This window comes from Breoghania sp. JC706 (genome assembly GCF_037026715.1).
Lineage (GTDB): Bacteria > Pseudomonadota > Alphaproteobacteria > Rhizobiales > Stappiaceae > Breoghania.
On sequence record NZ_JBANCG010000015.1, the window covers coordinates 14,189 to 28,064 of the forward strand.

Annotated in this window: 11 protein-coding genes and 1 tRNA gene; 4 read left to right on the top strand and 8 right to left on the bottom strand. The window is 65.4% G+C overall.

Annotated features, from left to right (window positions below):
* Nucleotides 1–24 precede the first annotated feature (24 nt).
* The 3 genes from V2L18_RS22245 to V2L18_RS22255 form a co-directional block, all read right to left on the bottom strand.
* On the bottom strand, nt 25–729 hold the full coding sequence (locus V2L18_RS22245; protein ID WP_336180548.1) for a FadR/GntR family transcriptional regulator: 705 nt from the start codon (nt 727–729) through the stop codon (nt 25–27).
* A 10-nt stretch (nt 730–739) separates the two neighbouring features.
* On the bottom strand, nt 740–1,861 hold the full coding sequence (locus V2L18_RS22250; protein ID WP_336180549.1) for a four-carbon acid sugar kinase family protein: 1,122 nt from the start codon (nt 1,859–1,861) through the stop codon (nt 740–742).
* A 381-nt stretch (nt 1,862–2,242) separates the two neighbouring features.
* The gene (locus V2L18_RS22255) at nt 2,243–3,250 is read right to left on the bottom strand and encodes a hypothetical protein (protein WP_336180550.1); all 1,008 of its coding nucleotides are present in this window, start codon (nt 3,248–3,250) and stop codon (nt 2,243–2,245) included.
* 604 nt (nt 3,251–3,854) lie between these two features.
* Here V2L18_RS22255 and V2L18_RS22260 point away from each other — a divergent pair.
* On the top strand, nt 3,855–4,658 hold the full coding sequence (locus tag V2L18_RS22260; protein ID WP_336180551.1) for a helix-turn-helix transcriptional regulator: 804 nt from the start codon (nt 3,855–3,857) through the stop codon (nt 4,656–4,658).
* A 168-nt stretch (nt 4,659–4,826) separates the two neighbouring features.
* Here the strand turns inward: V2L18_RS22260 and V2L18_RS22265 are convergent, their stop codons facing one another.
* A complete protein-coding gene (locus V2L18_RS22265) occupies nt 4,827–5,276 on the bottom strand; it encodes a hypothetical protein (RefSeq protein ID WP_336180552.1) in 450 nt (149 codons plus the stop codon).
* Nucleotides 5,277–5,285: 9 nt separating this feature from the next.
* Here V2L18_RS22265 and V2L18_RS22270 point away from each other — a divergent pair, with 9 nt between their 5' ends.
* Nucleotides 5,286–8,516: an autotransporter domain-containing protein gene (locus tag V2L18_RS22270; RefSeq protein WP_336180553.1), complete on the top strand. Its 3,231-nt coding sequence runs from the start codon at nt 5,286–5,288 to the stop codon at nt 8,514–8,516.
* A gap of 163 nt (nt 8,517–8,679) precedes the next feature.
* Here the strand turns inward: V2L18_RS22270 and V2L18_RS22275 are convergent, their stop codons facing one another.
* From V2L18_RS22275 to V2L18_RS22290, 4 genes are all read right to left on the bottom strand, one after another.
* Nucleotides 8,680–9,426, bottom strand: coding sequence for an SDR family oxidoreductase (locus V2L18_RS22275; RefSeq protein WP_336180554.1), 747 nt, complete (start codon nt 9,424–9,426; stop codon nt 8,680–8,682).
* A 115-nt stretch (nt 9,427–9,541) separates the two neighbouring features.
* Nucleotides 9,542–10,459, bottom strand: coding sequence for an AraC family transcriptional regulator (locus V2L18_RS22280; protein ID WP_336180555.1), 918 nt, complete (start codon nt 10,457–10,459; stop codon nt 9,542–9,544).
* Nucleotides 10,460–10,676: 217 nt separating this feature from the next.
* Nucleotides 10,677–10,753, bottom strand: a tRNA-Arg gene (locus tag V2L18_RS22285).
* 349 nt (nt 10,754–11,102) lie between these two features.
* Complete coding sequence (locus tag V2L18_RS22290; protein WP_336180556.1) at nt 11,103–12,398, bottom strand: PAS domain-containing protein; 1,296 nt, start codon at nt 12,396–12,398, stop codon at nt 11,103–11,105.
* 336 nt (nt 12,399–12,734) lie between these two features.
* On the opposite strand from V2L18_RS22290, the gene V2L18_RS22295 reads away from it, so the two are divergent.
* Together V2L18_RS22295 and V2L18_RS22300 are read left to right on the top strand one after the other, a co-directional pair.
* The gene (locus V2L18_RS22295; RefSeq protein ID WP_336180557.1) at nt 12,735–13,238 is read left to right on the top strand and encodes an MmcB family DNA repair protein; all 504 of its coding nucleotides are present in this window, start codon (nt 12,735–12,737) and stop codon (nt 13,236–13,238) included.
* A gap of 196 nt (nt 13,239–13,434) precedes the next feature.
* The gene (locus V2L18_RS22300) at nt 13,435–13,875 is read left to right on the top strand and encodes a DUF1284 domain-containing protein (protein ID WP_336180558.1); all 441 of its coding nucleotides are present in this window, start codon (nt 13,435–13,437) and stop codon (nt 13,873–13,875) included.
* Nucleotide 13,876 lies beyond the last annotated feature (1 nt).

Below are 13,876 nucleotides of genomic sequence, written 5' to 3' on the forward strand. Positions count from 1 at the left end.
CACCGTCCGCGATCCGCTCCCGGCCTATTTCATACTGAGATCGATCAGCCCGCCGCCGAAAAGCCGGTCGCGGGAATGCTCCAGATGTGCCTGCATCAGGCGGCTGGCGTCGTCGGGACGCCGGTCGCGGATCGCGGCGAAGATCGCCGCATGTTCCCCCAGAACCTCCTCCAGGCTCTTGGCACCATCGCGCATCAGGGTCTGGCCGTGCAGCGTCATGCCGACATTGACGTGATCGCGCAGCGCGCGGAGCGTCGCCTCGAAATACTGGTTGTTTGAGGCCTTCGAGATCGCCAGGTGGAAGTCGAAATCGGCATCCTCGCGGTGCTGCTGCGAGCCGGTGGCGTCGCGCAGCAGGTCCAGCGCCTGCTCGATCTCGGCCAGAACGGCCGGATTGTGCCGCTCTGCGGCGAGGCCCGCCGCCTTGGTCTCCAGATTGAGCCGAAATTCGTAGCAGCGCTGGATATCGGCCAGCGTCTCCACCCGCGCAAAGCCCACCGGCGTCGATTGCGGAGCCCGCACGTAGTTGCCGGCGCCCTGGCGGGAATAGACAAGCCCTTCCTCGCGCAGCCGCTCCAGCGCCGTGCGCAGCACCGGCCGCGATACGCCGAATTCCTGGGAAAGGGTGTTTTCCGGCGGCAGTTTCTGGTTCGCTGGATAGTCGCCGTTGGAAATGCGGCTGAACAACGAATGGTAGACCCGGTCCGCGAGCGACTTCCGCTGCTTCATTCCCAATCCCTCAATGAACAATTTTGGGCGCGTCGCGCCCGGAAACAGTGACGGCCGCCCCATCCGCGCCGGCGAGGTCGGCCTGCGCAGGCGCGCCGAACAGCCGGACAAGCGTGTCGGCCATGCCGAAACCGCCGGACTTGGTCACGACATCGAGCCCGACGGCCCCGTCAAGGGCCCGGGAAACCGGGATTCCAGGCAAGGCCTCTCCCTTCAGTTCAAGCAGGCCGACGCCGAGCCGGCGCAGGATCGCGGCCGCGGATTCGCCGCCGCATGCAAAGAGTGTTGCCGGCTTCAGCGCCCCGACAAGGTCGCAGACACCGCCGGAAAACCTGTTTTCCGCCTCGCGCGGAGCAATCGCATCGTCACCTTGCGCCATCTGCACGACAACGAGCGGCGCGGCACGGACCTCCGGAACCGCACCGTTCGGTGCAATGACAAGTGCATCCTTATCCAATGCCGCGATCTGTCGCAACGTCACGGGATCGCGCGAGCCTATTGCGGCCAGAACCGGTTTGGCCAGAACCGGACTTCCGCTTTCCGGCACGCCTTCCCCCGCCTGGCCGCCGATCGCCGGATCGCCCGCAAGCCGACGCGCGATCGCCTCCGCCAGGCCCGCCGCCCCCACGAACAGCGTGCCCTCAAGATCGTCGGGCAAGGCCTCGTCGAAATCGGCATCCGTCCGGATATCGGGGATCTCCGCCGGCCGGTTCAGCGCGGTGGCCACATCGATGGGCGCGTCGACGCCCGTTCCGGTGACGGCGCCATCCACCACGAGGCGTCCGAGCCGGGGAATGGCGGGCGCGGCCAGCACCGGCCGCGGCATGCTGGCGCTCAGCGTATCGACCTCAGCCGCCACCGGTCCCTTCAGGCGGCTGTCCACCTTCTTCATCACGATCCCGGAAAACCGGCCGACGACGTCGCAGACGCGGGAAACCGCCGCGCTCGCCGCCTCCTCGGACATCTCGCGCGAGCCGGTGGAAACCGCGACCACATCTGGCGCGGCCGCCAGCGCATCGGGCAGTCGCGACGTGTCGAGCGCGACGACGACGCGCAGGCCCCGCTCGGCGAATGCGACCGAGCTGTCGAGCGCGCCCGTCAGGTCGTCGGCGATGATGAGTACCCGTGCCATTCCCGTGCCGTCTCCCCGCCGTCGCCGTGGCGGCACGGGGGAGCGTGCCGCATCCAGCGTCGGATGTTTGTAAACTTGTATTTTCATTCCGGGATGTTGGCAAGGACGGGCGCAGCTTGAACCAAGCTGATGTATAAACGTAATTTTCCGGATAGCGCTCCCGTTACGGAAAGCGCGCGCCCGGTGAAATCGGGGGAACAGATTCTGACAAGAATGGACAATTGCGCGGTCGCCGATCGGGGCCGACATGTCAGGCCGTCGGGATACGCGCCGGGACCGGCATCAGGGCGGGCGCCGGCAGAGGTCGGCGCCCGGGGGCTTTTGGTCGCGCGCACGGGCGGACTTTGAGCGGGGAGGCGGTTCGCCCCCGCTTTGAGCGCGTCAGCCGATCAGATCATCGCCCGCCGCAACGGCGAGGGACGTTCCGTTGGAAAAGGCCAGACGCACCTGCGCGCCCGGCCCGTTCTCCACGGTGATCTTTTCGTCGGAGCCGTCGAAGGTGATCGTCGCGGTATCGCCGTCATAGGCGACGTGGGTGCTTTCCGGCTCGATGCCCGCGCCAAATTTCAGCGTCACCTTGCCTTCGGCCCTGATCGTGTCGTTGCCGTCGCCCGCGGCGTAGTTCACGATACCGGAACTGATGGTGATGCTGTCATCGCCGGTGCCGCCGGTCACCTCGCTGTCTTCGCGAACGGAAATGCGATCGTCGCCCGCTCCGCCGTCGACCGTGCTGCCGGTCCACGCGGCGATCACGTCATCGCCCTCGCCGCCATCCACCACGCTGTTCGACCATACCGAGATGTCGTCATTGCCGTCGCCGCCGAAGACGAGGCTGTTGGACCAGGCCGAGAGGTAATCGTCGCCCGACCCGCCATCGACCCAGCTGTCGGACCAGGCGTCGATGCGGTCATCGCCCTCGCCTCCGGACAGCCGGCCCTGTGTCCACGAGACCAGCGTATCGTTGCCCTCGCCGCCATCCACCGAGGAGCCGGACCAGGCATAGACCGTATCGTCTCCTTTCCCGGCACTCACCGCCGCGTTGCTGCCGACGGCGATATGGTCCGCCTCGTCGGTGCCGATCACCTGCGCTCCGTCGATGCCGTTGACGAAATCGTGCCCCTCGCCGGTGAAGAAGCCGCGTTCCTGAAGCTGCAGCAGGAAATTGCGAAACGTCTCAGAAAACTGGCTGGAGGGCGCGACGAGAGGGGATGTTCCGCTCTCCTCCTGCGAGGTCTCCGAGCTGTCCGCGGAAGCCGTTCCCGCGTTCGTGCCGGCGGACTGGCTCTCCTCGCTGTCAAGCGGGTCCTGCCAGGTGATCTCGCTCGCGCGCGGGGAATGGAAACTCAAGGGCATGAGCGAGGGAAGGCGGTGAAGATCGGCGATGTTCATCGTATCAGGCTCCGACTCGAACGTATCGCTGGCGCTTTGCAGGAACCGGGCCACAGAAGGAAGGCGGCTATACCATTGGAAAGGAATAGCAAAATGCCATCGCGCCGCGCGCGGGGTCGGGCCGGGCGCTTCTTGCGGCAAATTCTGCCGGTCCGTCCCGTAAAAATTACCTAGAGCGCGGTCGGGCTACCGCGCGGCGAGGCAGGCGTCAGCGTCCGCCTCCATGCCGGCGTGCCCCGGTCACTCGGGCTGCATGGACATGCGCGTGCGGTCTGATTGACGCGAAGCCGTCCGGCTGATTGCGGCCAGACCGCCTCGCGTGCCAATTCCGACATCGCAGACCCCGGGATCCTTTCCCGAAAGCGGCGGTTCCGGAACCGCACCGTCGAAGTCTGTGCGGAACAAATCCGTGTCCTCTTGGGGCTGCGCCACTGGGGCATTCCCGTGAGACAACACCAATCAATTGAAACAAATGGCTTAAATCCAGCAGCGTGCGTTCCGATTGAATATCTTTGGAAGGATCGATGTGACCCTTTTTATTGACGGTGATGGAGGGTATCCAGACACGATGTAAACGACCTGAACTGTCTCGCCTGGAAAACGCATGCCGATTACGTCAACGTCACTCGAACGTATCTATTTGCTTTGGGACGACCTGGCCGACTGCGACGTCGGTGCCATCCATGCCTCGCGCCGGTTCCTGCTCGAGACGGTCTGCGGCCTGATCGACGCGCAGAACGCGGACTGGATCGGCTGCGTGCGGTTGAACTCGCCAAAGTCGCGCGATCCGATGAAGGGCTGGCGGCCGCGCACGCTCTTCACCCTGACCCCCTGCGACCACACCAAAGGGGCCATCGGCGTGGCTTTCGAGGAAATGGACAAGGGCGAACCAGACATCACCACCATGCGCAACGTGGAGCTGGCCGGGACTTTCCGGGTGCTCAGCCTGAAGCAGCTGGCCACCCCGGAGTGGTTCGAAGGGCCCTCCTACCAGAACTACTACAAGGCGCTCGACCGTCAGGATTCCCTCTGGGCCGGCATCCCGATCAACGAGGATGCGGAAATCCAGATCGGCTTTCATCGCAGCTTCGCCCGTGAGCCCTTTACTGCGGACGATCAGGAAATCGTATCGCACGCGCTGCGCGGCATTCGCTGGTTTTTCAAGCATCAGATGCTTGGAGAAGGCGTCGGCGTGGCAAGCGCCCCGCTGACCCCCGTTGAGCAACTGGTTCTGCAAGGCCTGCTGCTCGGCCTGACGGAAAAACAGATCGCCGAACAGAACAACCAAAGTCCCCACACCACCCACGACCACGTGAAGCGGATCTTCCGCAAATATGGCGTTTCCAGCCGCTCGGCACTCATGGCCCTTTGGCTCGGCAAAGGCTTGGTTTCAAACAATAACCCCTAAACAGGGGATAGCTCCTTCCCTCTCTGCCGCGTCAAAAGACGGCCAATGCCACAACTTGCGCCGCGGGCAAGCCGCGCGCGGTGTCGCGCCGAGGGGGGATCCATGGACACAACGAAAACAACGGCTCGCTGGGTTTGCGATACGGCAGGCTTGGCGCGATCGGGCGTCTCACGCAGGCTCAGAACCACTCTCCTGCTCGGCACCGCGCTCGTCGTTGCGACCGCCATGGGCCTCGGAACCGCTCAAGCCGGCGGTGGCCGGGGTGGCGATGGTGGACAAGGCCCAGCCGGCGGTCTCTCCATCGTAGGGCGCGGCGGCGGCGGCGGTACAGCGGGAAACGGCGGAAGCAATGGGACCGCCGGCAGAGATAGCGCAGGCAATGGCGGTGGTGGTGGCGGCGGTGCCGGCGGCTTTGCAGGCGGAACCGGTGCCACGAGCGCTCCAGGAGGCCCCGGCGGTGATGGCGGCGCGGGGGGCGCGCATGGAGTGGTCATCTCCACCTCGGCAGTGATTGCAGGTGACAGGACGGGGCAAAACGGCGGCGATGGGGCCAATGGCGGTGACAACGCAACATTCGGCGGCGGTGGCGGCGGCGGCGGCGGTGGCGAAGGTGGTCATGGCGTCGCCGTGACTGCTGCCGTGACTGTCACCAACAGCTCCGTTATTACGGGTGGCGCGGGCGGTCAGGGTGGACTGGGCGGCGCCCATGGGGCCTTTGGCACCAACGGATCCCGTGGCTATGGCGGCACGGGCGGAGCAGGCCTCTCCACGTCGGTGTCCGGCGTGTTTGTCACCAACAACACATCAGCCATCATCGCGGGCGGCAACGGCGGCGCAGGACGGGGGGATGCCGCGGGCGGCGCCGGTATTGTCGGGTCAGGGCTATCTATAGCCAACAACGGCACGATTTCCGGCGGGCTCTCCGGCACCAGCGGCACCCGCGCCAACGCCATCGAATTCACCGGCGGCAGCAACCGTCTCGAGCTTGGGCCCGATTCCATACTGAACGGCGGCATTGCCGTCACCGGCAGCCTGGAGATCATCCAGTTCTACGATGTTGACATCGCCAATACGATTTCCGGAAGCGGTTCGCTGGAGAAAAGCGGCACCGGCGCCCTGACGCTCAGCGGCACCAACACCTATACCGGCGGCACGACGGTCAATGGCGGCAGGCTTACCGTTTCCTCCGATGCCAATCTCGGCGCGGCGAATGGGAGCGTAACGCTCGCCACCGGACTGTTGCAGATCACCGGGACCGGCTTCACCCAGTTGACCCGCGATCTCGCGGTCACCAATAACGCGGGGCTCGAGAACAAGGACGCCGATCTGGTGGTCTCAGGCGCGCTGTCGGGCACGGGGACCTTGAACAAGTTCGGGGCAGGATCCCTCATCTACAATGGCGACGGCTCCAGCTTCAGCGGGTCCCTGAACATTGCAGGGGGCACGCTCGGCGGCTCCGGAACGATCGGCGGCACGGTTCGCATCCAGTCCGGGGCCACGCTTTCCGCCGGCAACAGCCCCGGCACCCTGAACGTTGGGGAACTGATCCTGTTCTCCGGCTCCACATCCGAGTTCGAATTGGGGACGGCGGGAACCGTCGGGGGGATCACGAATGATCTCGTCATCGTGGCCGGAAATCTGGTGCTTGGTGGCACGCTCAACGCCACGGCCGGGTCTTCGGGCTACTACCAGCTGTTCCAGTATGGCGGAACGTTGTCGGGCAGCTACGGTACCGTCAATGTCAGTGGGGTGGCCAACGCAAACGGCGTGATCCAGACCGGCATCTCCGGTCAGGTCAACTTGGTCGTGCTCGCCGACGGGCAGGTGCTGCAGTTCTGGGACGGCGCGGACACGATCGGCAACGGCACGGTCGATGGCGGCTCGGGCACATGGTCGACGAGCGGGACCAACTGGACGGGCCAGCCCGGCGAGGCCGGGATCAACGGTTCGTTCGTGGGCGCAGTCGCGGTCTTCGCAGGCACGGCCGGCACGGTCACGGTCGACGGCACGCAGTCGGTCGACACGCTGCAGTTCAAGACCGACGGCTATACGCTGTCCGGCGGCACGCTGAACCTCGCGCCCGCCTCCGGCACGACCGCCTTCCTCAATGTCGACGGCAACCTTGGGGCCACCATCGGCTCGACGCTGACGGCCGCGGCCGGCATCGGTCTGGAAAAGACCGGCGCAGGCAATGCCTTCCTGTCGGGCGACAGTTCCGGCTTTGCCGGCGACGTGCTGGTCTCCGGAGGCGCTCTCTTCGTCAACGGCACGCTCGGCAATGGCACCAACCGCTTCGACGTGAGCGGCGCGAGCATCGCCGGGCTGGCCGGTGGCGGCACTGTCGCCGGCAACGTCTTCGTCGGCACCAATGGCATTCTGGCGGGATATGGCGGCACGCCGGACAATATTTCGCCCGCAACGCTCACCGTCACCGGCAACGTGGACTTCTCGGCCGGCGGCGCGCTCTACGCGCTGGTGGACTTCGACACGGACACCCACTCCCAGGTCAAGGTCAACGGCACGGCGTCGCTGGCGGGAACCGTCAATGTCACCACCACCGGCACGGCGCCCAATCTCTCGACCGTCACGATCCTGACCGCCGACGGCGGGCGGACCGGCGAGTTCGACGCCGTCACCGACAACTACGCCTATCTGGACGCGGCCCTGAGCTACACGGCGACCACGGTCGACCTGACCCTGACGCGCAACGACGTCGTCCTGTCAGATGTTGCCAAAACCCCGAACCAGAAGGCCGTCGCCAGGTCGCTCCAAGGCACGCCCATCACCAATCCGCTGGTCCAGCAGATCCTCGGTCTGTCGGAGGATGGTTCCCGCGCCGCCTTTGACCGGCTGTCGGGCGAAGCGGTCGCCTCCATGCAGGGCAGCATGACGCAGGAGGCCAATCTCGTCGGCACGACCATCTTCACCCGCATCAACCAGGCCTTCGACGAGGGCGGCCCGACGCCGACCCCCGGGGTCGCGATCGCGACCCACGGCGCCCCGGACGGCCTTGGCGGCGACGCCTACACGATCTGGATGCGGGCCTACGGATCGCTTGGATCCACCGGCTCAACCGCGAACACCGCGGGCCTCGACCGCTCGGCCGGGGGCGGCATGTTCGGTGCTGACGCCCAGCTTGGCCTGGCGCGTCTCGGCGCCTTCGTCGGCTACCAGTCGTCCGATTACGAGGTCAGCGCGCGGGGATCGTCCAGCAAGGCCGACAGCTACCGCATCGGCGCCTATGCCGGCACGAGGCTCGGCGGCTTCCGCCTGTCCGGTGGTGCGGCCTACACCTGGCATGACATCGACACGACCCGCAATGTGGTCGTCGGAGCGCTGGGCGAGCGGCTGACGGGCTCGACCCATGCCGGAACGGCGCAGGCCTTCGGCGAGATCGGCTATGCCTTCCGCCTGCAGGGCGCGACCAACTGGCTGCAGCTCGAGCCTTTCGCAGGGTTGAACTATGTCTCCACCGATCTCGACGGCTATGCCGAAAGCGGCGGCGCCTCGGCGCTGACGGTGAGCGGCTCGACCAATGACGTGACCTTCACGACGCTCGGCGTGCGAACTTCGTCGGAGTTCACCCTGCCTGGTGATGGCCGTCTGGCGCGGGTTTCCGCCATGGCGGGTTGGCGGCACGGGTTCGGCGATCTCACTCCGACCTCGACTAACCGGCTTGCCGGCGGCGCGGCCTTCACCGTCGAGGGCGCACCGATCGCCGAGGACGTCGCGGTGCTCGGCGCCGGCCTGTCGCTGGACATCACCGACCAAGCCAGGCTCGGGCTCGACTATTCAGGCCAGTTCGGAGAGCGGGCCGCCGAGCATTCCGGCTCAGCGCGCTTGAGCTTCCGGTTCTGAGAGGAAGCTGGCCCGGAAATGGTATCGGGTCATGCGCATCCATACCCCTCACGCCCATGCGTCATCACCAGCACAACCGGCCCGGCTCGATTAGCCGGAAGCTCTGCAGCGGATCGATCTCACGCATGGCCCCACTCCCCGGCGAGCCGGCGGCGATGAGGGCTCACCAGCCCTGTTCGGTCGGCATGATGAACATTTCCGACATGTCCATCCGCTCGGGCGCCTTGAGCGCGAAGAGGATGGCGTCGGCGATGTCCTCGCCTTCCAGATAGGTCATTCTGGCGGCGAGATCGTCCATCTGCTTGCGGTATCCGGGATCGCTGATCTGCTCGTAAAGCTCGGATTTGACCGCACCCGGCTGAATGCTGGTGACGCGGATATTGTGCTTGGGGGCGAGTTCCATGCGCATTCCGTCCGACAGGGCGGCCACCGCGGCTTTGGTCGCGCAATAGATGGACAGGCCGGCAAACACCTTGCGTCCCGCGATCGAGGACATGTTGAACACATGACCCGATTTCTGCTTGATCATCTGTGGCAGGACGGCAGCCGAGACATTGAGAACGCCCGAGATATTCACATCGACCATTCGCTGCCATTCATCGGTCCTGAAGCTGTCGATGTCAGAAAGCGGCATTAGTCCGGCATTGTTCACCAGCACGTCGATCCGCCCGTGGGCCGCGATCAGTGCCTCCGCGGCCCGCTTGCACGAGGCCGGGTCCGTCACGTCGGTTTCAAGCGCGATGGCCTGACCGCCGCCTTCTGCGATTTCCGCGACAAGCGCATCGAGTCTGTCGCGCCGGCGTGCGGCAAGTCCGACATTGATGCCCTCTGCAGCAAGTTTGCGCGCGGTTGCAGCACCGATGCCGCTGGATGCACCGGTGACGAGGGCGACTTTGTTCCTGATATCCATTGCTCATTCTCCGTCTCTGGCCTCCAGGGCCGTGAAGGACGTGAGAAGATCTAGAGGCTTCGTCCCCGCCACGCGTTCGCGCCCTTGCGGAGACTGTCGCGATTTTGCGCAAACCTCACATGGCGCGATAGGCCGTTGGGCTCAGGCCGGTGTATTTCCGAAAAACCTGAGCGAAATGTCCGGGGCTGTCATAGCCAACGGACATGGAGATTTCGACGACCGGCAGCGCCGTTTCGCGAAGCAGCGATTTTGCCTTCTCGACCCGGCGCGCCATGAACCAGCGCGAGGGGGGCTGGCCTGTGGTGTTTCGAAAGGCGCGGCTGAAGTGGAACCGGCTCATGGCGCAGAGTTCTGCCAGGACGTCGAGGTCGAACGTCTCCGCCAGGTGCGCGTCCATGTGGCTCAGAACGCGGCGCAGCAGCCAGGCAGGCAATCTGGCCTCTCGGCGCCGCCACGCCGTGTCTTTTTGAGAAAAGTTGCGAAGCAGATGCACGCAGAGCCCGCTTGCCAGGCCTTGCACCAGACATGCATTTCCGTCCGGACCGCGCCGCAGCTCGTCCGCCAGCGTTGAAAGGATGCTTGCGACAAGCGGATCCTCGCCTGCAGAGACATCCTGCAGCCGGACGGCCGGGAGTTTCAGCCCGAGCGATGTGGCCGCAGCCTCCATCAACGCATGGCCGGGATAGAGCTGCAACACATCGAACGGGCGATCATCCGACGTGTGCCAGCGCATGTGATAGGGTTCATCGGCATGGGTCAGGTAAAAGGCGCCCTCGCGGACCCTGGCGCCGATCCAGTCGCCATCCGGTTCACGTTCCTCCACGAACGCCTCGCCCGACAGGATGTAGACGACAAGCGGTTCTGCGACGGCCGGAACGAGAATGTCCTCTTCGCGTGCGGGGCGGGAAAAGATCTGGGCGTCGAGATTGCGCCACGCATCGCCGCTACCCTGAGCTATTTTTCTGCCAGGGAGGTAATTTTCCAGCCCCATGCCGGAGCTGCGGGCCAGGTTGGCATGCGTTTGCACGTTCATTGTGAAGGCCCCAAGGGCAAAATGGAACGTTTCGCGGAAACATTGACCGGTGCTTCCGTCATCACGATGGGCCTGAAATGGTCACAGCACTATCGCGCAGCAATAGTGCCCAGTTTCATCCCGCATGGCCCGCTGCGCGAAAGCAGATCCGCGCGCGATCAAACGCGAGCCTGGCGCCAGGTATCCAGGCATTTGGAAGGTCTCTTCGGGAAGAAAATGGTGCACCCGACAGGATTCGAACCTGTGACCTCTGCCTTCGGAGGGCAGCGCTCTATCCAGCTGAGCTACGGGTGCAGCTTTGCGCGGCGGTGACCCGCCGGCGGATATGCGTTGCATAGCTCAAACCAAAGCCGCAGGCAACCGGATAGACCGACGATCCCGCAACCATCGGTGCACACCCGTCAGGCCAGCCCTGCGGCGTCGCCGTTCCGTCCGATGCCATGCGCGCCGCGTCGCCCGAAATCCGGCCCTGAAACGCTTCCAGGTGCGTCTGGACGAGGGTATCGCGCGTGACGGTGCCGGGCGTCCGGAAGGTGTTCCTCAGGTCGGCGACGCATTCGCAAAGCCCGCCGCCGGCCGGCGATCGATCCGGACAAAGCCCATGTTCGATCGGCCGCAGCGGGTCTCGTCGGGGGAGAGCGTTCTAGAAATCGAGATGGTCGACGACGCGGCTCAGCAGTCCCTTTTTCGGGCCGCCGTTGCCGCGCGGCGTCTTCTGGCGGGGCTGGTCGGATTTGGCGTCGTGGAACTCCAGAACCAGGAACGAGCGGCCGTCATCGGAAAACTCGCTCGCCTTCACCCGGTAGTTCTGCGCGCCGCCCAGCAGGCTGCGCACCGGGCACACGAGGCCGGCCTCGCTGCCATCGGCCTCGATGTCCTGCCTGATCTGGTTGAGGTCGGCAGCCCGCATCAGGATCTGGGTAATCGTGTCGTTGCCCACATGCTCGCGCCTGAGGCCGAACATGCGCAGCGCCGCCGCGTTCGCCGCCGCGATCACGTTGTCGTGCAGCGCGACGGCCATCGCCGGCGTCGGCAGCCGGTCGAAGACCGCGCCCATGTCCACCGCATCCGGATCGGTGACCTCGCCGGCAAAGATCATGCCCTGCTCGCCGGCGGTTCCGCCGAAACGGTGGCAGCGGAAGGTCAGCGTCACCATCGAATTGTCGGCAAGCTGAAAGCGCTGCTGGGCCTTCTGCACGTCCTTGGTGTTGTCCATCAGCGTGGCGATGGTGGAGACGAAGCTCTTGCCCAGCACGTTTCCCGAGGCGCGGATGTGGCGTGCCACCACCATGCGCTCGTCGGTGATGTGGAAGGTGCGCAGGAATTCCGGGTTGGCGGAGCGGATCAGCCCATTCTCGTCGAGCAGCAGGATCGCGGAGGGCGACGTCGTCGTCAGCCGGCTCAGCAGCGTCAGCGCATCGTTGAGCGCGACCTCCCGCCCCACATCCTCCTCGCAATTTCGGAAAATGCCGCGTACCAGCGGCGTGCCGTCCTTCGATTCCGATCGGATCGCCGCGCTTTCGATATGGGTCGCGATGCCGGCCCGGTTCATCACCGTGAAGCGCACCGGCCCGTGATGTCCGTCGCGCAGGGCCGATTCGTAGTGGCGCAGCAGGTTGGCGCGGTCCTCCTCGGCATAACGGGAAACCACATCGCCCAGCCGCTCGGTCGATTGCGGACGGCTCTCCCCCGGCGTTTCGGCGAAAATGCGCTGCCAGGTGATCGTGTTCCGGCGCGGGTCGTAGATCCAGGTCGCCACGCGCAGGATCGAAAGCAGACCGTCGAAAGCGGGGTCGGCGGCGAATGCCGTGTCGCCAGGTCGCGCCTTCCGGTTCGCAGGCGATGCCGCGTCCGCACCGGTTGGCGCCGGTTTCGCCTTGCGTTGGATTGCTTCGACCATATGCCCCTTGACCACGCCTGTTGCGCGCTTTTCGGTCATCCGCTCGTCACTCGTCTCTCGTGTAACCGCGGAGCACTTAACATTCCGTTGTTTTTATCGGTTTCATTTGCCGTATTGCGCTTTTGAAATAAGGGTATAAACCATTGTTATTTATTGCTTTATTCCCATCCGCGAAACGTTGCGAAACCGGGTCCGGCGGCCTGCTGGATCAAGAAGCGCCCGCCGCGTGGCCGTGCTTTCTGCCGGGGTTACAATGCCGGCTTGCCCCGCGCCGTCGCCCGTTCGTGCCGGCCCCTGGAAATCCGAAATCCGGTGGTCTTGATTTCGTCGAACATAGCAAGAACAATGTGGCATCTTCGAGGTACGGGAGCGTTCATGAACGTCTTCGAACAATCCATCGCCGCCGGGCTGATCGACGGCCGCCAGTCGGAGGCCGCGCTGATGGTCCGGCGCGGGGTCTCGCGTCTGATGCGCCGCTCCGGCGCGGCTTGCGTGGTGGAATTCACGCTGCCGTCGGGCCGCCGCGCCGATATCGTCGCGGTGGGGGCCAAGGGCGAGATCTGGATCGTGGAAGTGAAATCCTCGATCGCCGATTTCCGGGCCGATTCGAAATGGCCGGACTACCGGGCCTGGTGCGACCGGTTCTTTTTCGCCACCCATCCCGACGTGCCGGCGGAGATCTTTCCCGAGGAGGCGGGGCTGATGATGTCGGACGGCTTCGGCGCCGACGTGCTGCGCCCGGCACCCGATCATCCGCTTGCCGCGGCTAGGCGCAAGGCGATGACGCTCAGGCTCGCCCAGTGCGCGGCCAACCGGTTGCACGATCTGATGGATCCGGCCATGGGCGGCGGCGAGGCCGGCAGCGGTTTCGGTTTGTGAGGGCGCCCTGCCGCGCCCTGCGGCCGGCACAGGCTTGCGGATATTTCATCCCGATCATTTCAAACCGGTCGCGATTTGCTCTATCGTCCCGCCCCGTTCGATCCCGCGCCACGGCCGGCTTGCGACACGACATCGAGCCCGCCGGCCTTCGTGGCGATGCCATGCGCGCGCGGGCGACCTCCAACAGGATCCGGAAATGACTGTTGAGCTGCGCGGCCACCACTTCCTGTGCCTGCTGACCTATGTGGGAAACGGCTACAACGCGGAATTTTCCCGCGCCTACGATGCCATCGTGGAGCGGCTGAACGCCGGCGAAGGCGTGCGTGTCGTCTCCGGGCCGGATGCGATCTGCGAGGCGCTCATCGCGCACGAAAAGGAGCCGCACTGCTTCCTCGCGCGCGTCTGTGGGCGCGATGCGCGGGCGGCGGCGGAAGTTGGCCCCCTGCTCGGCCGCACCATCGCGCAAGGGGCTGAATTCGTGCTGAGCGGTGAGGATGTCGCGCGGCTGCGGCATGCCTTTGCGCAAGGCGCCATCCGCAGCGCCTGCAACGATTGCGAGTGGTCCCGCTTGTGCACCCGCGTCGGCAAGGCGGGCTACCGGGGCGTGCGTTTGATGCCGCCGCAAGACCCCGCCTGAG